A 23,287-nucleotide genomic window follows, 5' to 3' on the forward strand; every position below is an offset into this window, starting at 1 on the left:
GGTGGTAAAGAAATTTCAAGTTAAAATTTTCCTTGAAAAAATCAGGGAGGAAGTAATTTAATAGGTGTGTTGATTCAGGAGAAAAGGATAAGTTGAACGACTGAAAAAAATCCAGTTCAAAACTCTTTCAAAAAATGCTATTCTTTCCCGCTACAGTTCTAACTTAAGAATCGATTGAATTTTTGATTTTCAACCGATTTTGCCCGGATAATTATGAAGTCGCTGTGTATTGCCCTAACCTTGGTTTTATTTGTTTTTTCGTTTTCCAGTGCTCAGGTTTCCGCCTCTTGGCAACTTCTGGAGAATAAATTCACGGAGCCTGCTTATCACAGAGCTGAACTTGTGCTGAAAAACAACTCCGGTCAGGTGCTTGATGCCGGTTGGAAACTGTACTTCAATACGATTTTTATTTCAGTCAATACGGAAGTCAAGAATCCCAATTTGGAGCTAAAACATCTTCAGGGCGATTTTTTTTTGGTTGAAGGCAAGAGTAAAACTCCGGCAATCCCAGCGAGTGGTGAAATTCGGATTGAGTATCAATCCCGTGGGCCTTACCTGAAAAATTCCTATGCTCCAGAGGGTTTGATTCTCTTAAAAGCGGATGGAAGTCATCTTGAAATAAAGGAATACCAAGTTCAGTCCATAAGCTCCGACAAATTGGCGGAAATGGCAGCCGATACCCCATTGCCAATTCCTACTGCAGAGCGGATTTATGCTCGAAATGAAGGGTTGAGCTTACTTCCTGAAAAAGACCTGCCTCCATTTCTTCCCAGTCCCAAATCCTGGAAATACACCGGGGAGAAGCTGAAGATTAAAAATGCAGGTTTAGCAGTTGTTGGTGTTCCGGAATTCGCGGAAGCTTCCAAATTTCTGCTCTCAGCCATCCGAAATGGATACAAGCCCAAGGTAATTCCAGGCGAACCCCCGGTTCAAATCCGGATTGTCAAGGTGGAGGATTTACCGGAGGAAGGATACCGGATCAGTATTTCTGACCGTAAGGTGATGATTTCGGCTGCTTCAACCAGTGGAGCTTTTTATGGTGTCCAGTCATTTTTGGCCATGATGCAAGCTGATTTTTGGGTTGGACCAAGTGAGGAAATAATTTTGCCTCAGGTGGAAATTGAAGATTTCCCCGCCTATGGTTACCGCGGATTTTTCCTGGACGTTGCCCGAAATTTCCAGCCTAAGTCCCAGATTTTGAAGATGCTTGACTTGATGGCTTTTTACAAACTCAATGTCTTTCATTTCAATCTGGCAAATGATGAAGGCTGGAGGCTTGAAATTCCAGGATTGCCCGAATTGACTGATTTTGGAGGTCGTCGGGGATTCTCAACGGATGAAGGGGATTTCCTTTGGCCGTACTACGGATCGGGAGCGGACCCAGTTAAAAGTAATTCTGGCAGCGGATTTTATTCGGTAAAGGATTTTCAGGAAATTCTGGCTTATGCAAAAGTCCGAAATATTGAAGTGATTCCGGAATTGGGAGTACCAGCGCATTCCCGTGCAGCTATCCGGGCCATGGAACTGCGGTATGAAAATCTGTTGAAAGCCGGCAAAAATGCTGAGGCCCTTCAGTACCGGTTGGCCGATCCTGATGACCAAAGCCGATACCTTTCTGCTCAAAATTTCAAAGGGAATACGGTCTGCGTCTGCCAGGAATCCACATATGCTTTTTATGAAAAGTTGGTGACTGAAGTGAAGGCAATGTACCAATCAGCAGGTGTGGAGTTGAAAAACTGGCATACCGGAGGGGATGAAGTGCCTAGGGGAGTTTGGACTGAATCACCGATTTGCAAGGATTTTTTGGCTAAAAATTCGGAACTCAAGTTGGAAGATTTGAATGATTATTTCCGAAGCCGTGCTGCGGCAATTTTGAAGAAAAATGGCCTTGAAATGGGTGGTTGGGAGGAAATTGGTCAGACTCATGAAGGGAATTCAGTAGTGCCCAATCCTAAGTTTGCGGATCAAACCTGGAGATTGTATGCCTGGAATGCCGTGGCAGGCTGGGGAGGAGAGGACATGGCCTACAAACTGGCCAATGCAGGCTACCCGGTGGTGATTTGTTCCAGTGCCAATTTTTACTTTGATCTGGCTTACGATTGGGATCCTGACGAGCGAGGTCATACCTGGAGTGGAGTAACGGATATGTACCAGTCCTGGAAGACGGTACCGGGCAAACTTTACCTTTCCCATGACCAGACCATCGAGGGTAAGAAATGGAATTGGGAAGAAGTCCGAAAGAGCTTCACTGAACTCACAGCGGAAGGTAAAAAGAACATTATTGGGGTTTCGGGACAGATATGGACAGAGACAGTGAAGGGTCCTGATATGCTCGAGTATTACCTTTTTCCCAAAATGTTGGGCTACATCGAGCGAGCTTGGGAAGGTGATCCAGCTTGGTCAACTGCCACTTCCGAATCTGAAATGAAGAGAAAGCGACTCCAGGAGTGGAATCGATTTGCAAATGCGGTGGGGCAAAAAGAAATCCCCCGATTGGAAAAGATGTTCGGGGGATTCAATCACCGGATTCCCAAACCAGGAGTGATAGTCAAAGAAGGATTGATCTATGTGAATGTTCAAACGCCCGGATTAATCATCCGATATACGGTGGATGGCTCAGAGCCTCTGGAAACTTCACCGGTTTACACTGCTCCAATCTCGAAAAAGGGAGGGGAGAGGTTCCGGGTATTTAGTCCATCCGGTTTAGCAGGACCTGTTCTTGAATTGGATTAGAGAATCTTTACCTCGGATTTGTATTTTTTTATCAAGGCCTCATTGTATTGTTCACCTTCATCAGAATTGGAACTGTTGAAAACTTCTGGTTCAATTCCATTTTTCATGCAAATAGCAGCTGCCTCAACCATGATCGCGTTCAATAGTGCTGCACCGACTACTGTGGAGGTTGCCCCGACCTTGGTTCGTAACCCTTCGATTTCAATAGCTGCGTCGCCGATTTCCCCAAAGGTGTCCAGAAAAATATCGGATACCTGGAACAGTTTCAGTCCGGAGGAATGCCGGGATTCCACTTGCTTGGTATGATTATAATTTGTTATTACGATAACTTTTGCACCTTTTTCTTGAGCAAGCTGAGCCATTTCGATGCTGACGGCATTTCGTCCCGAGTTGGAAGAAATGATGAAAACGTCTTTGCTACTCAAATTGTAAGGTTTGAAAAGTTTTTTAGCATAGCCCTCTCTTCGTTCCACTTCAGTACTTCCTGAAGCGTCCTTGTGAAGCATTAAATCAGGATCAAGGATTGGGATGACTCTGGCAAAACCTCCAGCCCGATAAAAAATTTCCTCCGAAAGCATATGGGAGTGACCTGTGCCACTGGTGTAAATCCAACCTTGGTTTGTGATTGTATTGGCAATCCATTTTGCAGCAATACAGATTTCTTTTTCTTGCCGGAAAGCCCGTTGAAGTTTTTCAAACACGGCTTCCCGGTAGCGCTTGTATAGTTCAATGCTCATGTAAAGGTTAGGCTGGGTGGAATTCTAATTTAACACAATTTCGTCCACAAAAATCCAACCCTTGTCCCCAGCTCCCGGATGCCATTTAGGCAGTTTGGAGATAGGTTTCACCCGTATTTTTATCTTTTCAAAAGCTGTTTCAGGCAGTGGATAGGACAAAACTCCAAATCTAACTTCTTCAATTTTAGTGGATTGGGTGGAAGGTGTTTCAGGAAGTTTTTGCCAGCCTTGTTGATTTCCTGTCCAGATTTCAACTGACTCCGGAGGAAATATGTAGGCGCCTTCGTTTAGCAGAATGCTCAGACTAAGCTCTTTTGGTGATGAATTTTTTTCCAAAAAAATCTCGATTTCCATCGGCGAATCTTTAAATCCAAGCCAATCACCCGAAGTATGGTTGGTTTTTCCCTTCACTCCATCAAACAAAGAGGTGGCTCCTTTGGCAGTGTATCGGGTATTTGGATCAAAGGCTAGTTTGTACGATTGAGGTTTCATCCCTTCCCTAAATAACAAGTTTGACGTTGTTGGACTTCCCATCCAGTCTTTGGCAAAAGCCTTTGCCCGGATTTGGGCTGTTTTTTTGATCCAAATGGGGCCGGAATAAACGAGACTGTTTAAACTGTCGGGTTCTGTTCCATCCAGAGAATACCTGATTTCTGCTGTTCGGATCGGGTGGGAGAGCACCAGTTCCATGGAATCTTGGAAGAGCACTTTTTCAAATTCAATCTTGGGCGGATTGAGGGCATAGATGATTCCTTTTCCGTCAAATCCAAAGTCGATTCGTGTGGTTGGCAATGCTTTTCGAAGACTTTCTTTGGAGGCATCTTCCAGTCCTGAATTCCATAGGAATAGCTTTTTGAGTTGCTTTAGGCCTGAAAGCGCAGTGACGGATTCCGATCCCAATTCATTACCTGCCAAGGCAAGATTTCGGAGATTTTTGAGTCCTTCTAAATTGGAAATCTGAGTGGCTGTAATTCCGGTAAAGTTCATTTGCAGTTCCTCCAGATTGGGGAAATCACCAAGGAAACTTAAATCCACTGAGGATAGAGGCATTCGGTTTAGGTTGATTTTGACAACCTGCTCACTTACTTTTTTGAGATCCTTGAGGGAAAAAGGATCAAAAGCTGAGGTTCCGTAGTAAGCAATTTCCAAAGCCGGAGAACCTGGATATACCGGATTCACTTTTCTGAAAAAATTGTTCAACCCTTTGATGTCTGAATCTGATGCAGGGTCGAAAGTGTAGTTTTTTTGGTTCGAAAACTTATTTGACGCAAGTTGAAAAAGCGGTTCATCACTTTTCAATTCGGCTACTTTCTGATCAAAAGAACTCCCGGATGCTACCCAAAGCTGAAGGATTTCCAGTTCTTCCTCTGTCAATTGCGCCTTGTTTTTGGGAGGCATATGTTCTTTTGCTTCAAGAGGAAGATTGATCCTCTGAATAAGGAGAGACTTTTCCAGGTCGCCAGGAATTACAAATGGGCCGTTTTTTCCACCTTTTTGCAGCCCCGCCAAATGATCCATGCGAAGCTCACCTTTCACTTTTCCTTCTTTGTGGCAAGCGATGCATTTTGCCTCCAAAATCGGCTGAACCAAATGCTGGAAAACTTCCGCATCTTCCAAAGCCACCACTTCGACTTGAGTTTCCTGAACTGGGGCCAATAGAAAGTTTTCCCCATGAGTCAGATTCGCTCCAAAATGCCCTGTCAAAATAATGGCTAGTGCCAGTCCAGAGGTGGAAATACGGAGGAATCCTGCTGATTTTTCTCGATAGAAATAAATCAGCACAGCCAAACCTAAAGACGCCACACCGAGCCATTGGTGCCAAATCAAAGCGTCTCCTTCATAATCCTCCCTAGCCAAAATCAGCCCAGCAACTACGGTTATACCTGTCAGATGGGCTCCAAAAAGCAAAAGTTGGGCTCCGGCACTTTGAAGTTTTTTGTCAGCAACCCAAAGTAATCCCACTGCCATCAGCAGCAGGACAATAGGGAAATGGAGAAAAAGAGGATGAGTTCTTCCCACCACCTGAATAAGGGATGGAATCTCCAAACGATCACCAGCGAGACTTAGCACCAATGCCAGTCCCAACCAGAAAAACAGGGAATTTTCAAGGATCGGAATAATCCGGGATACTTTGGGCATACGAGGGAATTAAGCGATCAGGTCTTTTACTACTTTACCATGCACATCGGTGAGGCGATACCTTCGCCCAAGGTGTTTGTAGGTAAGTTTTTCGTGGTCAATTCCCATAAGATGCATTACCGTAGCCTGGAAATCGTGCACATGGACTGGATTCTCAGTGATGTTGTATCCAAAATCATCCGTTTCGCCATAGACCATACCTGATTTCACCCCACCTCCGGCCATGAAAATTGAAAAGGCTCTTGGATGGTGATCCCTTCCGTAATTATCCGGTAAAATTTTCCCCTGGCAATAATTAGTTCGGCCAAATTCCCCTCCCCAAATGATCAGAGTCTCATCTAATAAACCCCTTTGCTTCAAGTCAGTGATCAATCCAGCCGTAGCCTGATCTACATCCTTTGCTTGCCCGATCATTTGATTAGGGAGATCTCCATGTGCATCCCAACCTTGATGGTAAAGTTGAACGAATCGTACTCCGTTTTCGGAAAGTTTTCGAGCCAGCAAACAGTTCGCGGCGTAGGTTCCCGGAACCAGGCAATCCGGACCGTAGAGTTTGACCACACTGTCAGGTTCTTTGGACGTGTCTGTGATTTCCGGAACTGCCGTTTGCATCCGATATGCCATTTCGTATTGCTGCACTTTTGCGGTAATCTGAGGATCATTGAATTCCTGATAATTCAATTCATTCATCGCTGCGATTTGATCGATCATTTTGCGACGCTGTTCCCTGCTCATTCCATTCGGGTCGGACAAGTAAAGCACCGGATCTTCCGAATTGGAAAACTGTACTCCCTGGTGGGTGGCATCAAGGAATCCATTGCTCCAAAGTTTGGAATAAACACCTTGCCCGTTTCCTTTTCCACGACTTAACAGTACGCAGAAGGCGGGTAGATTGGCATTTTCACTGCCCAGACCATAACTAAGCCAAGAGCCCATGCTGGGTCGGTTGCCGACCTGTGCACCAGTCTGGAAAAAGGTTAAGGCCGGATCATGGTTGATGGCCTCCGTATGCATGGATTTGACGATCAACAGATCATCCACCACGCTGGAAATGTGTGGGAAAAGAGAGGATATCCAGGCACGGCTTTCGCCATACTGATTGAAGGGAAAATACGAACCAACCAAGGGAAAGGAGCTCTGTCCCGCTGTCATACCAGTCAGTCTCTGACCTGCCCGAATGGAATCGGGAAGTTCCTGTCCAAAGTTTTTATTCAAAAGGGGTTTGTAATCAAAGGTTTCCAATTGGGAAGGTGCCCCATTTTGGAAGAGGTAGATGATCCGTTTTGCTTTGGGCGCAAAATGGGGCAACGCCCGCATCAATCCGTCTTCAGCTTCCTGCTTTCCGGTGAAAAGGTCAGGAATCAAGAGTGATCCGAGGGCAACGCTTCCAATTCCAAGGCTAAGCCGTGAAAGAAATTTCCTTCTGTTGTGGTTAAGTCCCTGTTCTAAAATTTCCTTTTCCATCTCAGCTTTTGGTTATTGTTTCTTCCAGGTTATACAAACTCACAATCACCTGCATCAAAGCTGCCGTGGCCGGAGTGATTGCTTTTTCATTCATGGGGTATTCGCCTACATCCAAGGCTTTTTTGGCATTTTCAGGATTTGACTTGAACTCCTCCAATTGTGCTTGGTAATAGTCCAGCAGAAGGTCCTTTTCTTCCGGTTTCATTTCCCTGCAGACTATTCGCTTGAACGCTTCGTCGATAGCTTCCTCTTCATTGGGATGACTTTCTGAAAGCTTGGTAGCCAAAACTCTAGAAGCTTCCAATACCAACGGATCATTCATCATCACCAAAGCCTGAAGAGGAGTGTTGGTGCGGTTGCGTCCGATTTCGCATCGGTCCCGATTGCTCGAGTCAAAAATGATCGCCTTGGGAGGAGGTACTGTCAGTTTGATGAAATTGTAAATTCCCCTTCGATAAAGTTTATTTCCTGAATCCTGAACATAAGTCGCCAAAGTTCCTCTACCGGAAGTAGCTGCTTCCCAAAGTCCGGATGGCTGATAAGGCTTCACGCTCGGGCCACCAATTTCGCCATGAAGGAGACCGCTACTGGCAAGCACCAAATCCTGAATGTGCTCGGCCGGAAGCCTCAGCCGTGGTGCCCGCGCCAAGTACTGATTGTCCGGATCAATGGCCAAGTGGTCTTTTGTGATTGCTGCGGATTGACGATAGGTTGCCGACAGCATAATCTGCTTGATCAGTCGCTTAATGTCCCAACCATTATCCATGAAATCCGCTGCCAGCCAATTGAGCAGTTCTGGATGGGTTGGTAGATCGCCCTGCATGCCAAAATCACCTGCCGATTTGACAATCCCTTTTCCAAAGATTTCCTGCCAGATCAGGTTAACAAAAACTCGGCTGGTCAGTGGATTATTCCTGTCAGTGGCCCATTTGGCCAAACCAAGCCTGTTTTTCTCGGTATTTTCAGGAAACTCCAATATGGATTTAGGTGTAGATGCATCCACAGGTACAGTAGGGGCATCGTACACGCCACGGTCCAGGATATAAGTTGTTCTTTTCTCGTCATTTTCTCCCATCACCGAAACGCTGAGTTTGGTCGTATCAGGGTGATTGATAAAGCTCATAATTCCATCCAGATCATTTCTCTCGATCCACAGGATGGGTGTTTTTGCCGGTTTAGACTGACTTACATCACCTTCAAAACCTTTTTCCTTTGAGTTGTTGAAAAAGGCGAAAAGCTCATAGTATTCTTTTTGGGAAAACGGATCATACTTGTGGTCGTGGCATTGTGCACATTCCATGGTGATACCCAAAATACCTTTGCTGAATGTGTTCGTTTTATCCAAAACATATTCAATTCGGTATTCCTCTTCGATGATTCCTCCTTCTTCAGTGTATTTATGGTTTCGGTTAAAAGCAGTAGCTAGAATTTGCTCCTTGGTAGCATTGGGAAGCAAATCCCCGGCAAGTTGCCAAGTGAGAAACTGGTCGTATGGTAGATTTTTATTAAACGCATGAATTACCCAATCCCGATAGGGCCATTGAGAACGGTATTCGTCATCCTGATAGCCGTAGCTATCGGCATAGCGTGAAATGTCAAGCCAAAGAACAGCCAGCTTTTCACCGAAAGACGGTTGGGTTAGTAATTCGTCCAGAAGTTTTTCATAGGTGTTTTCTCCTGAAAAACCTCTGTATTTGTCCAGGATTTCAGGTGACGGAGGAAGTCCAGTCAAGTCGAGGCTTGCCCTCTTGATCAACTCGTGAGATTTGGCTTCCGGATTGGGCTCCAAGTTTTTGGAAACCATTTTCCGGTAGGTAAACGCATCGATTTCGTTTATACCCCAGTCGGAGTTGGGGACAGCCGGTTTTTCCACTTTCAAGAAAGCCCAATGCGGTTCGTACTTAGCTCCTTGTTCGATCCAACGTTTGATCAATTCAATTTCATCCGGTGTCAAAGCCAGATTGGACTCCGGAGGAGGCATTTGTTCTGCTGGGTCGGTGGAAAGAATCCTATGATAGACTTCAGATTGTTCTGGCTTCCCTGCCACCAAAGCAAACTTTCCGGGACTTTCTTTCAGAGCTTTAAAGGCTCCCTCCTCTGTATCCAAACGCAAATCTGCTTCACGTTTATTGGCGTCAGGTCCATGACAGGCAAAGCATTTGTCAGAAAGGATAGGACGGATATGGAAATTGTAGCTGATTTGGTCTGTTCCTTCCAGTTCAAGCGAATTATCACTTTTTTGGGAGCAATTCCAACTGAAAACCGCAGGAATCAGAATCCATAATAGGCGAAAGGATTTTAATTGAGTCATTTGGGCAGGAAGAAATTAATGTTCATAAGTTATAAGAAAATTTTAGAAAAGATGTCCTGACTTTTTATTAAAAAAGCAAAATCTAAACTTTCTAGAATAGGATCATACTACTAATCACGGCCCTTTCCCTAGGAAATAGAATTACAGGTGAGATCAAAATGAAACAGACGTTTTTTCACGAATCAAAAAGGATCTTTTGACTTAGAAAAATGAAAAACTGAGTCGTTCTATTTTGTCAGGTATTGAAATTGGAAGGTATTTTTAGTATTTTCAGAGGGTTCCTGAAATTGATAGAAGTATGAAAATCAGCTTTTATTTGAGTTCGCTTTTCTTTCTAGGGGTACTTTTTCTGATCTGTTGTAAGACCTATCAAAACTTGGAAGATGTAAAACCTCGATATTCTGGTGAAGCCAATTATGGAGAATTGGCGATCAGTGATTTTTCCAAGCTTAACCCAGGAGATGAACTAATTATTCAGACCAAAAAAGGGGATCAATACTTCATGGATTTCAGGCAAATGAAGGATGGGCCAATTTTAGTGGGAGAAGCTTGGAGTTTTAACCTGAAAGAAATCGACTCACCGGTTATTGTAGAAATTCCCATTTCAGAAATAGCGAATGTTGAAGTTAAAAGAATAAATACTCCCCTAACGATTTTCTTGCCTGTACTAGTTGGGGGTGCCCTATTTTTAGTGATTTTGGGCGCTTCTTTGTCAAATGCTTTATGAGAATTGGGATTGTTAAAAGGTTTTATACCATTTAAAATGAAATAAACTTTATTATCAATAAATGAATAAGGGTTGTAATTTTCTCCTTGCGAAATTATTCTTCGTGGTCTCTATTATGCTTATTTTTAGTGGGTGTAAATCCTATAGAAACCTTGAGAACATTCAACCAAAAACTGTCCGAGAAGCGGGGGAATCATTTAAGCAAAGCACGCTAGAAAAGCTAGTGGAAGGCGACAAAATCCGGATAGTCTCAACAAATGGAGTCAGTTATCATTTGCAGTTTACCAAAGTTGAGGAAGGGAAAATCACAGGAGTGTTGTCTGAATCAGGGGAGAAGAAACTTGAAACTCCGGAACCCTTTGATATTGAAATTAGCAGCATTGAAAAACTGGAAGTCTATCGAAAAAGTCCAGCCTTAACCGCAGTGGCTATTTACATTCCCGTGGCCACAATCCTTGCAATCATCCTTTTGAGTGGCGGAGCTGGAATGACTTTTTAGGTTCCGCTCTTTTTTAACTAGAGCCCTTCAATGGATTAATGCCTATTCTATTAAGAATTATTGGATTGACACGTTGTGTTTACCAAAAAAAAGCCACCCTTGCGAGTGGCTTTTTTGTTATGACTTAATTTTCTGATTACCCTTTAATCACGGAAAAACCATTTTCCCGGTTCGACAAGTTGGAGTTTTGCACTAAAAACGCCTTTGTTTTTTCAGTAATTGATTCCTGCCAAAATAATTTAAAGGATTGGCAAAGTTCCGTAAAACCGATTTCCCATTTCTTTTCCATCACGAAGGGAAGAAACTAGCTTTCTGGAAAAGAAAAGATTATGAAAATTGAAGCTGTTAGGATGGTTTTAATCATGGTTTTGCTTTCCCTTGGATTTTCCTGTAAGGTTTACAGGGATGTAGAGAATCTTAGTCCAAAAGTCTCAAGAGAAGCCAAAGCTGGACCTTTTGATGAAAGTTCTTTGGGTAAACTGATCGAGGGAGATTTGGTGATTGTCAAAACCCTAACTGGCAAAGAGTTCAAACTTACTTTTACCGAAATTGTAGGAGGCAGTTTAAGCGGAATTGCATCAAAGATTGATGACAAGATTTTAATTCCTAAGGAGAAAGTTGAGATTCCTATTTCTGATATAGAAAATCTTAATGTAAGGCGAGTCAGCCCGGCGGCTACGGTTCCTATTGTAATATTTGGTGCCTTGGGAATAATTATTGGGATTTATGCCGCTACCGCAGAGGCATATTGGTAAAATCAAAAAAGCCACCCTTGCGAGTGGCTTTTTTGGTATGATTTAATCTTCTGACTACCCTTTGATCACTGAAAAATCGAAGGTTTCCAAAAACTTCGTAGTGAAGTTTCCTTCTCTGAACTGTTCGTTCTCCAATAAGGCGATGTGGAAAGGAATGGTGGTTTTAATGCCATCAATCACAAATTCTTCCAGGGCCCTCTTCATTCTAACAATAACTTCCTCTCTGGATTGACCGCTGACAATCAGCTTGGCAATCATGGAGTCATAGTTTGGAGGAATGACATAGCCTGCATAAACGTGAGAATCCACTCTGACTCCGCGACCTCCTGGAATATGAAGATTCAGGATTTTTCCTGGGCTTGGACGGAATCCATTAGCCGGGTCTTCGGCATTGATACGGCATTCCATAGCATAAAGCTTAGGGAAGTAATTTCTCCCTGAAATGGTCTCACCGGCGGCTACTTTAATTTGTTCCTTGATCAAGTCAAAGTCGGTCACTTCTTCTGTAATCGGATGCTCCACCTGAATTCGTGTGTTCATCTCCATGAAGTAGAAGTTTCGGTTTTTATCCACCAAAAATTCAATTGTACCAGCTCCTTCATAAGCGATGGCTTCGGCTCCTTTGATGGCTGCCTTGCCCATTGCTTCACGGAGTTCTTCAGTAATAAATGGTGAAGGAGTTTCTTCTACCAGTTTCTGATGTCTTCGTTGGATGGAGCAATCCCGTTCGGAAAGGTGGCAAGCTTTGCCTGTCTTGTCTCCAACGATTTGGATTTCGATATGGCGAGGCTCTTCCACGAATTTTTCAAGGTAAAGACCGTCATTTCCAAAAGCTGCACCGGATTCCATTTTGGCATCATCCCATGCTTTTTTGAAGTCTTTGTCTTCCTTCACAATTCGCATTCCCCGACCACCACCACCGGCAGTAGCTTTAAGGATTACCGGATAGCCCATTTCATTGGCGATTTTGAGTCCCTGCTCAATAGAGTCAAGTAGGCCCTCTGATCCAGGAATGGTAGGAACTCCAGCAGCTTTCATGGTTGCTTTCGCAGTAGCTTTGTCACCCATTTTGGCGATCATATCCGGAGAAGCACCGATGAATTTAATACCATATTCTTCACAGATTCTGGAAAACTCAGCGTTTTCTGAAAGAAATCCATAACCTGGATGAATCGCATCTGCATTTGTAATTTCCGCAGCGGCAATAATCCGTGGGATGTTCAGGTAAGATTCCCGGCTTGGTGCCGGACCTATGCAAACTGCCTCATCGGCAAATCGTACGTGCAAACTGTCTTTGTCCGCGGTTGAATACACTGCCACTGTTTTGATCCCCATCTCTTTGCAGGTTCGGATCACGCGCAGCGCAATTTCTCCACGGTTTGCAATTAATATTTTTTTAAACACGGTCTGTTTTGGTTTAGTGAAAAAATCAACCTGCTGGATCTACCAGGAACAACGGCTGATCGTATTCTACCGGAGAAGCGTTGGAAACCAGGATTTTCACGATTTTACCGGAAATTTCTGATTCGATTTCGTTGAAAAGCTTCATGGCTTCAATGATGCAAACGGTCTGACCGGCCTTTACTGAAGAACCCTCGCTTACGAAAGCAGGAGATTCAGGGTTGGGAGTCAGGTAGAAGGTTCCGATCATTGGAGACTTTATTTCGACCAAATTAGAAGGTGTGGCTGCAGGCGCGGGAGCTGGGGCAGGAGCGGCAACAGGTGCTGCAGCTACAGGCGCAGGTGCAGGGGCGGCCATGGCTACAGGAGCATGAACTATCTGTGGAGCCTCAGCATATTTCTTGATGGAAAGTTCGAATTCCTCCGTCTTGATTTTTACTTCTGCCAGGCCGGAATTGGAAATGTAGTCGATCAATTCCTGGATCTCTTTAGCTTTCATAGGGTTCTTTTTTTGTACAATGTCTTTAGACATTTTGATTGGGTTTAAAAACAGAAAAGCTGCATAATTTAATCAAATCATGCAGCTATTAATAGTTATTTCACTCTTTCTGAATACGATCCGTCACGGGTATCAACCTTGATCATCGTATCCTGATCCACAAAGAGTGGAACCATTACAATTGCGCCGGTTTCAACAGTAGCCGGTTTCAATGCATTTGTTGCAGTGTCACCTTTAATACCTGGCTCTGTGTAAGTAATCATCAATTCTACAAATGGAGGTAATTCCACGGAAAGGGGAGTTTCAGTTTCGGCATGAACTAAAATATCCACGTTTTGACCGTCTTTCAACAGTTTTGGTCTTTCGATCAGCCTTTCTTCCAAAGAAATCTGCTCAAATGTCTCTGTATCCATAAAGTTGTATCCCATGTCATCCGCATAAAGGAACTGGTGGGGTCTTTTTTCCACTCGTGCAGTGGTCACTTTTTCACCAGCGTTGAAAGTCTTGTCAAGGGTTTTCCCTGATCTGAGGCTTTTCAGTTTTGTGCGAACGAATGCTGCTCCTTTTCCTGGTTTTACGTGCTGGAACTCGACAATCGAATAGATATCGTTGTTCATTTCCAGACAAAGTCCATTCTTGAAATCTGCAGTACTTGCCATAATTTAGTTTATATTCTGTTTGATTATTTCGGATCGTATGCCCACTTCAAATAAATAGCACCCCATGTGAATCCTCCTCCAAAAGCAGCAAGAATCAAGTTGTCGCCTTTTTTTAATTGGCTTTCATATTCCCAAAGGCAAAGTGGAATGGTGGCCGCGGTGGTATTCCCATACCGCTCGATGTTCATCATGACCTTATCGGAACCAATTCCCATCCGGTTTGCTGTGGCATCGATGATTCGTTTATTGGCCTGATGAGGCACCAACCAAGCCACGTCCTCTCCGGACAATCCATTCTTCTCCATCACTTCTGCACTCACATCGGCCATGTTGGTCACAGCAAATTTGAAAACTGTTGACCCCTCTTGGTAAGCAAAATGCTCCCGTGCAGCTACGGTTTCTTCGGTTGCTGGTCTGCGGCTTCCTCCTGCCTTCATGTGAAGGTATGGGGCTCCAGCTCCATCAGATTTTAGAATGGCATCCATGATGCCCACTTCCTCCGTCGTGGCTTCAAGCAACACAGCTCCGGCCCCATCTCCAAATAATATACAGGTGGTCCTGTCCTGATAGTCCACGATGGCAGACATTTTATCAGCTCCGACTACAATTACTTTCTTATGGGTACCTGCCTGAATGAATTGGGCGCCCATCTGCAGTGCAAACAGGAATCCGGAGCATGCAGCTCCAACATCAAAACTGAAGGATTTTTTTGCACCTACCTGGTCAGCAATAATATTGGCTGTGGCAGGGAATGGCATATCAGGAGTTACTGTAGCGCAGATGATCAGCTCAATATCGAGTGGGTCGGTGCCGGTTTTTTCCAAAAGCCCCTTTACCGCTGCGGCACCCATGACAGAAGTGCCTTGATTTTCACCTTTCAGGATTCTTCTTTCTTTGATTCCTGTTCTGGACATGATCCATTCGTCGTTGGTCTCTACGAGTGTTTCAAGTTCCTTGTTTGTCAGCCGATATTCAGGAACGTATCCTTGAATCCCGGTGATCATGGCTCTGATTTTGTCCATTTTGCTAGGTTTAAGAGAGAGAAATTCCGTTGAAATTTCTCGGGCTGGGTTGTTCTTTTTTCAGGAATTTCCTGGGCAGGGCCAAAAATAGCACAATGCCTTCTGACCACCAAAACCAAACCGTCTCTTATGATTCAAGTAGCTGCAATTCAGCCGTTTTCAGTTTGATGAAATAAAAAATCCATTCCTATTGGGGAATGGATTTGATGGGGGTAATTCAGAAAGCAATTAAGCTCTAACTTCTTTTTCGATGATTACTTGTCCTTTGTAGTACAATTTACCATCAAGCCAGAAAGCTCTGTGAGGCAAATGCATTTCGCCGGTAGTTGGGCATTTCGCCATTCCCGGAGCCTCCAGTTTATAATGAGTTCTTCTTTTATCTCTTCTGGTTTTCGAAATTTTGCGTTTAGGATGTGCCATTTTATGCGTGGTTTATGATTGTTCTTTGTTTTTTAACTTCATTAATTGTTCCCATCGCGGGTCGACAGGCTTTACTTCTGTTTCAGATTCGGGACTTTCTTCCTCAGGTTCGTTTTCCAGTTCATCATCGATATACACGTAGCCACCATCTGCCTCAAACTCCTCATCATCCAGTTCATTTCTGTAGTCCGGATGAATCTTTTTAGCAGGTAGTGCTAAAAGGATGTATTCATAGATCAGTTGAGCCACGTTGATCGAAGGGGTGTCCCTTGTGATCATGTAGACATTTTCATCTATTTCCTGCTCCTCCGAACCGTATTTATAAATCATCTTTTCGCTGATTTCCAACGGATGATCAAATACTTCCAAGCTTCGGTCACAGGTCAGTTGAACAGTACCCTTGATTAGAAAAGTGAGCTCAATTACGTTGGCTCCCTTGTCCATAATGACCCGTGTGGTCAAACGGCCTTTTTGGACGATTTCATTGTCTTCGAAGTTTTGGAAAAATGAATCTCCTATTTCGAAGTCAATTTCGTGTCTTCCTTCTTTGAACTTAATTATTTCAATATCAAAGGCTTTCCAGAATTTCACGATTCGTCCTCCCGATTTAAGACCGCAAATGTAGGTAATAATTTAAAATAGCTAAAACAGAACGAGAAATAAAATTTGGTTCTGGTAGTGTTTTTTGAAGAAAATTAGGTTAAGCTTCGATTTCTTCAGTCTGATGCTGGGCGATGATATCCGATGCTAAATGCAATGCAGCCCTCATCGATCCTTCGTCAGCGATGTTTTTTCCGGCAATATTATAGGCTGTGCCATGGTCGGGGGAGGTTCTGATCACAGGTAGGCCAGCCGTGAAATTCACTCCCGAACTAAAAGCAAGTGATTTAAACGGGATAAGTCCTTGATCGTGGTACATGGCCAGCACTCCGTCAAATTTCTGCTGATGCATCATTCCAAAAAATCCATCTGCCGGATAAGGGCCAAATACATATTTGTTTTGATCCTTTAATTCCCGGATTGCAGGTTTGATCACTTTTTCTTCTTCTTCACCGAGAAGTCCATCTTCACCTGCATGAGGATTTAATCCGAGAATGGCAATTTTTGGTTTGTTGATTCCAAAATCCTCCTGAAGGCTTTTTAAGAAAATGTTCGCTTTCTGCTGAATCCGCTCCTTTGTGATGGTTTGAGATACTTTCGCCAATGGCAAATGTCCGGTAACCAATCCAACGCGCAGTGTTTCATCCACCATCATCATCAGACTGTCTTTAGCGCCGACGGCTTCGGTAATGAATTCAGTATGGCCTACGAAGTGGAATTCGGCAGAATTGAGGTTGTTTTTATTAAGTGGCGCAGTGACTAAGCCCTGTATTTTTCCCTCTTTTAAGTCATTGACAGCAGCCTTTAGTGCCTCCAAAGCCATTTTTCCAGCTTCTTGGGTCTCTACACCTGGAATCACTTCCGGGCATTCTTCCATCAGGTTGATCACGTTTATTTTCCGATGCTGGATTTCATCCAGGGAGCGAATCTGTGTAAAATTGAAATCCTCCAGACTCATCAGCTTTCGGTAAAAAGTCAAGACCTTACCGTGTCCATAGATCAATGGGGTGAACGATTTATAAACGCGGTTGTCGGAGAGGGCTCTCAGCGTAACCTCTACACCGATTCCATTGATGTCTCCAATGCTGATTCCTATGATGGGTCTTTGTTTTTTCGCGTTCATGATTTAATCTCCTGAAATGGTGAGTCAGGACAAATTTCCCCGACCTTTTGGAATATTCCCTTATTTTTAGGCCTGCAATTTATAAAAATTTATCAGAGCCGGAGGATGGAAAAAGTCAAACCAAAAAAGCACCTAGGCCAGCATTTCCTGACCGATTTGAGCATCGCTGAGCGTATCGCTCAGGCTGTCAAAGGTCATGGTGGTGTATCTAAGGTGCTCGAAATCGGCCCAGGCATGGGTGTTTTGACTGATTTCCTGCTCAAAAATCCTCAAGAGCTTTACCTGATCGAAATCGATCGGGAAAGTATCGCTTACCTGCATAAAAAGTATCCTCAACTCGGGGATCGGATTATTGAAGGAGACTATTTGAAGTATGATGCAGCAAGAGTTCTTCCTGACAAATACGCGATTGCAGGAAATTTCCCCTACAATATTTCTTCCCAGATATTCTTTAAAGTCTTGGAGGAAAAAAACCGGGTGACGGAAGTGGTCTGTATGCTGCAAAAAGAAGTAGCGCAGCGGATTGCCTCTCCCAAAGGAAACAAGGATTACGGGATTCTTTCCGTTTTACTTCAGGCTTGGTACGATATTGAATACCTATTTACCGTGCCTCCAGGAGTTTTTAATCCTCCTCCAAAAGTCCATTCGGGAGTAATTCGGCTTACCCGCAATTCTACCGAAAAACTGGACTGTGATGAAAAGCTTTTCTTTAAAGTGGTCAAAGGAGGGTTTGGAAATCGAAGGAAAACCCTTCGAAATTCACTGAAATCTTTTCAGCTTTCGGAGGAATTCAAGGCGCATCCGATACTCGACAAGCGCGCCGAACAATTGGATGTGGCGGATTTTGTGTTTTTGACCCAACAAATCGAAAAAGGTCGTGGAGCCGATTAAGCAGTTTGAACTATCGAAGGAATACCTGGAAAGTCTCCAGTTGGGGATCGAGCTGGAAAATGTCGACTTTATCCGAGAGTCTCTGGATGGAGTCAATGTGGCGGATATTGCCGCAATTCTCGATGAGCTCACTATGCAGGAGTCCGTCTACGTACTTCGATTGTTGGAAAAGCAACTCGCAGCAGATATCCTGATTGAGCTGGATGAAACTACTCTTTCAAAGGTTCTAAGAGAATTTGAAAATACAGAAATAGCCGTTTGGATTGAGTTGATGGACTCCGATGACGGTGCGGATATTCTCAATCTTCTCTCTGAAAAAGACAGGGAAGAAGTTATCTCTGAATTCCAAGACCGGATCAAATCCGAACAAATCCTCGAACTCCTACGCTATGAGGAAGATACCGCGGGAGGGATCATGGCCAAGGAATTTATCCGGGCCAACAAAAACTGGAATGTCATCCAGACCATCAATGAAATCCGTCGCCAGGCCGAAAACGTCGAAAAGATCTATTCGATCTATGTGGTCAACAACAAGCAGCAATTGCTTGGTAGGGTTTCTCTGAAAAAAATCATTTTGGCGGCATCCGAGACTCGAATTGAGGATATCTATGACGAGGATGTGGTATCTGTCCCTGTTCATCTGGATCAGGAGGAAGTGGCGACGGTGATGAGAAAGTATGACTTGGAATCTGTTCCGGTCGTCAATGCCAAAAACAAACTGGTGGGAAGGATCACGGTCGATGATATTTTGGACGTAGTGCAGGAAGAAGCTGACGAGGATATCCAGGCGATGTCCGGTATATCGGATACCGTGGATGAATACGATAGCGTGATCAAACTGACCAGAGCGAGGCTTCCCTGGCTTCTGATAGGAATCGTCGGTGGACTATTGGGGGCTGGATTTATCGGTTTTTTTGAAGAAGGACTGAGCAAAGTGACAGCATTGGCTTTTTTTATTCCGCTGATTACTGCTACAGGCGGGAATGTTGGCATCCAGTCTTCTACTCTGGTTGTACAGTCCCTGGCCAATAAATCTGCCTTTGACAACAGTCTTTCCCAACGTTTTATCAAAGGACTTCTGGTCGCACTTCTCAACGGACTGGTGCTTTCCGTTTTCGTGTTTGGTATGATTGTGTTGCTATATGGGAATGAAGTAAAATTTGCCTTGGTGGTCTCCATTGCCCTGTTTTCAGTTGTGCTTTTGGCTTCATTTATGGGAACTTTTACTCCGCTTGTTTTAGATAAATTCGGAATCAATCCTGCCCTCGCTTCAGGTCCTTTTATTACGACTGCGAATGATTTGTTAGGCCTGGCTGTCTATTTTTTGGTGGCGATGTCTTTGTTAAGTATCTAAGAAAATGAAGATTCTGATTATTGATGAGATGCACCTCAGCATGGTGGAAATGCTGGAGAAAGACGGGCATCAGGTGACTTATTCTCCCAAAATCACCCGATCTGAAATCCTTGAGCAGGTGGGTAATTTTGAAGGTCTAATCATCCGGTCCAAAACTCCAATGGACAGGGAACTGCTGGAAAAAGCGGTTAATCTCAAGTTTATCGGCAGGGCAGGAGCGGGTCTGGATCAGATCGATCTGGATTATCTGGTAGAGCGAGGGGTAAAGCTTTTTCATGCTGCCAAAGGAAACCGAGACGCCGTGGCTGAACATGCGATTGGAGGATTGCTTGCCCTGTTTAACCACCTCATCAAGGCAGATTCTGAAGTGAGAAAAGGTGTATGGGACAGGGAAGGTAACAGAGGTCATGAACTGATGGGTAAAACTGTCGGTATTATGGGTTATGGCAACATGGGAAAATCATTTGCCAAGCGCCTGAGGGGATTTGGAGTCAGCGTTTTGGCTTACGATAAGTACAAATTGGACTTTGGAAATGAACTGGTAGAGGAAGTGAATTGGGAAAAGCTAAAATCCGAGGCCGATATTCTGAGCATTCATGTGCCTCTCACTTCGGAAACCCGCAATTTCTTTACACTTGAAGAATTAAAAAGTTTCTCCAAGCCATTTTGGCTGATCAATACTGCAAGGGGAGAGGTGATCAGTTTTGCATCTTTGAATGCTGCTTTGGATCAGGGAATCCTTCGTGGGGCAGTGTTGGATGTGTTGGAAAATGAGAAGTTTCAGAAGTTTACCCCTGAACAAAAATCAGAATTTGAGAAATTGGCAGTCCGTGAAAACGTGGTGTTTTCTCCCCATGTAGCCGGCTGGACTTTTGAGTCCTATGAGAAAATCAATCAGGTTTTGTTGAAAAAAATCAGAAAGGCTTTTGGCCGGTAAATCCTCTTTTTTTACACCTAGACACAATTTTTTGAGACTTGCTTTGTCAAAAAGCTTTCCTATCTTTGTGCACCACATAAAGGCAAATGCAAAGTAACGGTCTCCACCACGTGACCGTTACTTTGTTTTTTGTGCCTTTCGAAAAGTGAAAAAACTATGTCAAAAGTACAGTATTACACCGAAGAAGGACTGAAGAGATTGAAAGATGAACTTCAGGAATTGAAGACAAAAGGAAGAACCGATATTGCTCGTCAAATCGCAGAAGCGCGTGATAAAGGCGACCTGAGCGAGAATGCTGAGTATGACGCTGCCAAAGATGCTCAGGGTCTTCTCGAACTTAAAATCGCCAAACTGGAAGCAGTGGTAGGTAATGCCAGAGTTTTGGACAATTCTCAAATGGACATTTCCAAAGTGGGAATTCTTAGCACAGTGAAAATCAAAAATGTGAAAAACGGAATGACCGTCAGCTACAAATTGGTTTCTGAAGAAGAAGCAGATTTGAAGGCAGGGAAAATTTCATTGGCATCACCTTTTGGCAAGGGTCTGGTAGGCAAGTCAATCGGAGATATTGCTGAGATCAACGCTCCAGCTGGAACACTTCAATTTGAAATCTTAGATATTACTTATTAAAAACCTGTCCCGGATTTATCCGGGATTTTTTTTGGAAAAAATTATGGCAAGCATCTTCACTAAAATCATCAACAGAGAAATCCCTGCCCATATTGTTGCCGAGGACGAAAATTACCTGGCATTTCTGGACATCATGCCTCTGGTCAAAGGCCATGTTTTGGTTGTTCCAAAGCAGGAAGTGGATTACATTTTTGATCTGGCGCCCGATGCCTTGGCAGGATTACATCTTTTTGCCCAAAAAGTGGCCAAAGCCATGGATAAAACCATCAAATGTACCCGAATCGGTGTGGCTGTAATTGGTTTGGAAGTACCTCATGTGCACATTCACTTGGTACCACTTCGTACTATGGATGACATTAATTTTACTCGTCCAAAATTGAAATTGTCCTCTGAAGAATTAGCGGAGATTGCGGAGATGATTAAAAAAGGTTTTTAAGAATTTCCTAAAAGAAAAAACCCGACAAAAACATGTCGGGTTTTTTCTTTCCTAATTTTTAAATCTTGCAATATTTCAAAAACTCACTTTACCGGCTTAATCCAAATATTTCGATACAGTACTTCATGGCCTTCGGCCTGAAGCTTCAAGCCACCAGGAGTATCAGTGATGCCTTTTCCTCCGTCATTTCCTCCGTCGATCCCTGAGTTGGGACCGCCCCAAACCTGCTTAATCTCAACATTATCGTGGATTTTTACTCCGTTGAAAAAAACGGTTACCCTTGCTTTCTCGGTCAATTTTCCATTCTCAAAGCGGGCTGCGCGAAACTGAATGTCATAAGCATTCCATTTTCCAACGCCGTTGTATTGCTGAGAGGTAGGAAGATGTTCATTGATTACTGCACCCATTCCATGCAATCCATAGTCTCCGTCCAATACCTGAATTTCATAGCGATTTTGAAGATAAACCCCACTGTTTCCTCCAGGATTTTTGATCAAAAACTCCACGTGGGCTTCAAAATCCCGGAATTCATCGATAGTCACGATATCGGCGGCGCCGTATTTTCCTCCGGCACCGGCAGGATCATTGGAAGAGATAGCCTTACCTCCATCCACCGGGTCGGTCACTTCCGGCCATTTGATCGGCATCTCTGAAGAAAAGCGGGGACCTTCCCAGTATTTCCAATTTTTATGAAGGGATTTTGCAGTGCCGTCAAGGTAGACTTTGGCTCCTTTTGGAGCTTTGGTACCCAAGTAGGAAGTCTCCTGAGCATGGGATGTAATTGAGAAAAGCAAGGCAAGAGAAAGCGAACTTGCCAGAATTTTGAAGTTCATAGGTTTAGGGTTTTGAAGTATATTTTCCAAAATGGACATGATGCCATATCATGCTGATTCAATTTGGTTAAATTTAGAATAAATCAATTTTTTAATTGAATGAAATCGAGCAGGACCAAACAACATTTAGATGGATGGTTGAAAAACAAGGCGAGATTCTCCCGATTCAAGTTCGGGGCAGGCTATTTGGCTCTTGAAAAATAAATAATAAGCATATGAAATGGCAAGGCAGAAGACAAAGTGCAAATATCGATGACAGGCGTGGACAGGGCGGTTCGGGAATGGGGGGAGGAGGTTTCAATCCCATGTTGCTAGGTGCCTTGTTTAAGCTTCTCTTTTCCAAAGCCGGATTAATTATAGCCGGTGTTTTTATTGTCGGTTCGATGGTCTTGGGCTATAATCCTCTCAGCCTATTGAGTGGCCTGATAGGAGGTGGCCAGGGGATAGCGACGGAGACCACCTATACGCCGACTGCTGAGGAGGATGAGATGGCTGCTTTTTCGGCAACGATTCTTGCCGATACGGAGGATGTTTGGAATCAGCTGCTGGAAAATTACAGGGAGCCCACATTGGTCTTGTTTTCAGGATCTGTGGCTTCGGCCTGCGGTTCTGCAAGTAGTTCCACCGGTCCATTTTACTGTCCGGCAGATGAAAAACTCTACGTCGATTTGACCTTTTTTCAGGATATGGAAAGTCAACTTAAAGCAGGAGGAGACTTCGCATATGCTTATGTCATTGCGCATGAAGTTGGACATCACATCCAAAAGATTATGGGAATTACTGATGAGGTTCATAGCCTTAGAGGCAAGGTCAGTGAAAAAGAATACAATCAGAACTCTGTCAGATTGGAACTTCAAGCCGATTTTTTAGCCGGAGTTTGGGCTCACCACAGTCAGAAAACTGCTGCCATGATGGAAGCCGGAGACTTGGAAGAAGCCCTAAATGCTGCTCATGCGATCGGGGATGACCGACTTCAAAAGCAGGCAACTGGGAGAGTGGTACCGGATTCGTTTACGCATGGCACCTCAGCGCAACGGATGAAATGGTTCAAAAAGGGATTTGAAACCGGTGACTTGAGCCAGGGTGATACGTTTAATGCTCCGGATCTTTGAGCTTA

22 protein-coding genes are annotated in these 23,287 nt (G+C 43.9%); 10 read left to right on the forward strand and 12 right to left on the reverse strand.

Annotated features, from left to right (window positions below):
* Positions 1 to 213: 213 nt before the first annotated feature.
* Positions 214 to 2,733 carry a family 20 glycosylhydrolase gene (locus D0X99_RS12690; RefSeq protein ID WP_119478215.1) on the forward strand — a complete coding sequence of 840 codons (2,520 nt, stop codon included), beginning with the start codon at positions 214 to 216 and terminating at the stop codon, positions 2,731 to 2,733.
* On the opposite strand, the gene D0X99_RS12695 is transcribed toward D0X99_RS12690, so the two are convergent.
* The 4 genes from D0X99_RS12695 to D0X99_RS12710 are packed head-to-tail and all read right to left on the reverse strand — an operon-like array spanning position 2,730 to position 9,384.
* On the reverse strand, positions 2,730 to 3,470 hold the full coding sequence (locus tag D0X99_RS12695; RefSeq protein ID WP_233553712.1) for a sugar isomerase domain-containing protein: 741 nt from the start codon (positions 3,468 to 3,470) through the stop codon (positions 2,730 to 2,732). The genes D0X99_RS12690 and D0X99_RS12695 overlap by 4 nt on opposite strands.
* A gap of 24 nt (positions 3,471 to 3,494) precedes the next feature.
* Complete coding sequence (locus D0X99_RS12700) at positions 3,495 to 5,609, reverse strand: c-type cytochrome domain-containing protein (RefSeq protein WP_119478216.1); 2,115 nt, start codon at positions 5,607 to 5,609, stop codon at positions 3,495 to 3,497.
* Positions 5,610 to 5,618: 9 nt separating this feature from the next.
* A complete protein-coding gene (locus D0X99_RS12705; RefSeq protein WP_119478217.1) occupies positions 5,619 to 7,073 on the reverse strand; it encodes a DUF1501 domain-containing protein in 1,455 nt (484 codons plus the stop codon).
* 1 nt (position 7,074) lies between these two features.
* Positions 7,075 to 9,384, reverse strand: a complete 2,310-nt coding sequence (locus D0X99_RS12710; RefSeq protein ID WP_119478218.1) for a PSD1 and planctomycete cytochrome C domain-containing protein — start codon at positions 9,382 to 9,384, stop codon at positions 7,075 to 7,077.
* Between the two features lie 376 nt (positions 9,385 to 9,760).
* Here D0X99_RS12710 and D0X99_RS12715 point away from each other — a divergent pair, with 376 nt between their 5' ends.
* From D0X99_RS12715 to D0X99_RS12725, 3 genes are all read left to right on the forward strand, one after another.
* A complete protein-coding gene (locus D0X99_RS12715) occupies positions 9,761 to 10,111 on the forward strand; it encodes a hypothetical protein (protein WP_147392227.1) in 351 nt (116 codons plus the stop codon).
* A 115-nt stretch (positions 10,112 to 10,226) separates the two neighbouring features.
* Positions 10,227 to 10,610: a hypothetical protein gene (locus D0X99_RS12720; protein WP_119478220.1), complete on the forward strand. Its 384-nt coding sequence runs from the start codon at positions 10,227 to 10,229 to the stop codon at positions 10,608 to 10,610.
* A 329-nt stretch (positions 10,611 to 10,939) separates the two neighbouring features.
* Complete coding sequence (locus tag D0X99_RS12725) at positions 10,940 to 11,365, forward strand: hypothetical protein (RefSeq protein WP_119478221.1); 426 nt, start codon at positions 10,940 to 10,942, stop codon at positions 11,363 to 11,365.
* Between the two features lie 54 nt (positions 11,366 to 11,419).
* Here the strand turns inward: D0X99_RS12725 and accC are convergent, their stop codons facing one another.
* The 7 genes from accC to pdxA form a co-directional block, all read right to left on the reverse strand.
* Entirely contained in the window at positions 11,420 to 12,769 is a 1,350-nt protein-coding gene (gene accC, locus D0X99_RS12730; RefSeq protein WP_119478222.1) for an acetyl-CoA carboxylase biotin carboxylase subunit, read from the reverse strand.
* 25 nt (positions 12,770 to 12,794) lie between these two features.
* The gene (gene accB, locus D0X99_RS12735; RefSeq protein WP_119478437.1) at positions 12,795 to 13,265 is read right to left on the reverse strand and encodes an acetyl-CoA carboxylase biotin carboxyl carrier protein; all 471 of its coding nucleotides are present in this window, start codon (positions 13,263 to 13,265) and stop codon (positions 12,795 to 12,797) included.
* A gap of 95 nt (positions 13,266 to 13,360) precedes the next feature.
* Positions 13,361 to 13,924 (reverse strand): elongation factor P, encoded by a 564-nt coding sequence (gene efp / locus D0X99_RS12740; RefSeq protein WP_119478223.1) that lies wholly within the window; start codon positions 13,922 to 13,924, stop codon positions 13,361 to 13,363.
* Between the two features lie 23 nt (positions 13,925 to 13,947).
* Positions 13,948 to 14,946, reverse strand: a complete 999-nt coding sequence (locus D0X99_RS12745; RefSeq protein WP_119478224.1) for a beta-ketoacyl-ACP synthase III — start codon at positions 14,944 to 14,946, stop codon at positions 13,948 to 13,950.
* A gap of 228 nt (positions 14,947 to 15,174) precedes the next feature.
* Positions 15,175 to 15,366, reverse strand: a complete 192-nt coding sequence (rpmF, locus tag D0X99_RS12750) for a 50S ribosomal protein L32 (RefSeq protein ID WP_119478225.1) — start codon at positions 15,364 to 15,366, stop codon at positions 15,175 to 15,177.
* Between the two features lie 12 nt (positions 15,367 to 15,378).
* Entirely contained in the window at positions 15,379 to 15,957 is a 579-nt protein-coding gene (locus tag D0X99_RS12755) for a YceD family protein (RefSeq protein WP_119478226.1), read from the reverse strand.
* A gap of 109 nt (positions 15,958 to 16,066) precedes the next feature.
* The gene (pdxA, locus tag D0X99_RS12760) at positions 16,067 to 17,089 is read right to left on the reverse strand and encodes a 4-hydroxythreonine-4-phosphate dehydrogenase PdxA (protein ID WP_119478227.1); all 1,023 of its coding nucleotides are present in this window, start codon (positions 17,087 to 17,089) and stop codon (positions 16,067 to 16,069) included.
* A 105-nt stretch (positions 17,090 to 17,194) separates the two neighbouring features.
* Between pdxA and rsmA the strand changes: the two genes are divergently transcribed.
* The 5 genes from rsmA (at position 17,195) to D0X99_RS12785 (ending at position 21,337) form a co-directional block, all read left to right on the forward strand.
* A complete protein-coding gene (gene rsmA / locus D0X99_RS12765) occupies positions 17,195 to 17,980 on the forward strand; it encodes a 16S rRNA (adenine(1518)-N(6)/adenine(1519)-N(6))-dimethyltransferase RsmA (protein ID WP_119478228.1) in 786 nt (261 codons plus the stop codon).
* Entirely contained in the window at positions 17,967 to 19,334 is a 1,368-nt protein-coding gene (gene mgtE, locus D0X99_RS12770; protein WP_119478229.1) for a magnesium transporter, read from the forward strand. The genes rsmA and mgtE overlap by 14 nt, the downstream gene beginning before the upstream one ends.
* Positions 19,335 to 19,338: 4 nt before the next feature.
* A complete protein-coding gene (locus D0X99_RS12775; protein WP_119478230.1) occupies positions 19,339 to 20,271 on the forward strand; it encodes a 2-hydroxyacid dehydrogenase in 933 nt (310 codons plus the stop codon).
* 156 nt (positions 20,272 to 20,427) lie between these two features.
* Positions 20,428 to 20,901, forward strand: a complete 474-nt coding sequence (greA, locus tag D0X99_RS12780) for a transcription elongation factor GreA (RefSeq protein ID WP_119478231.1) — start codon at positions 20,428 to 20,430, stop codon at positions 20,899 to 20,901.
* 43 nt (positions 20,902 to 20,944) lie between these two features.
* Positions 20,945 to 21,337, forward strand: a complete 393-nt coding sequence (locus D0X99_RS12785) for an HIT family protein (protein ID WP_119478232.1) — start codon at positions 20,945 to 20,947, stop codon at positions 21,335 to 21,337.
* 83 nt (positions 21,338 to 21,420) lie between these two features.
* On the opposite strand, the gene D0X99_RS12790 is transcribed toward D0X99_RS12785, so the two are convergent.
* On the reverse strand, positions 21,421 to 22,170 hold the full coding sequence (locus D0X99_RS12790; RefSeq protein WP_119478438.1) for a 3-keto-disaccharide hydrolase: 750 nt from the start codon (positions 22,168 to 22,170) through the stop codon (positions 21,421 to 21,423).
* A gap of 215 nt (positions 22,171 to 22,385) precedes the next feature.
* Here D0X99_RS12790 and ypfJ point away from each other — a divergent pair, with 215 nt between their 5' ends.
* Positions 22,386 to 23,282 carry a KPN_02809 family neutral zinc metallopeptidase gene (ypfJ, locus tag D0X99_RS12795; RefSeq protein ID WP_119478233.1) on the forward strand — a complete coding sequence of 299 codons (897 nt, stop codon included), beginning with the start codon at positions 22,386 to 22,388 and terminating at the stop codon, positions 23,280 to 23,282.
* Positions 23,283 to 23,287: the final 5 nt, after the last annotated feature.

Source organism: Algoriphagus lacus (assembly GCF_003583985.1).
Lineage (GTDB): Bacteria > Bacteroidota > Bacteroidia > Cytophagales > Cyclobacteriaceae > Algoriphagus > Algoriphagus lacus.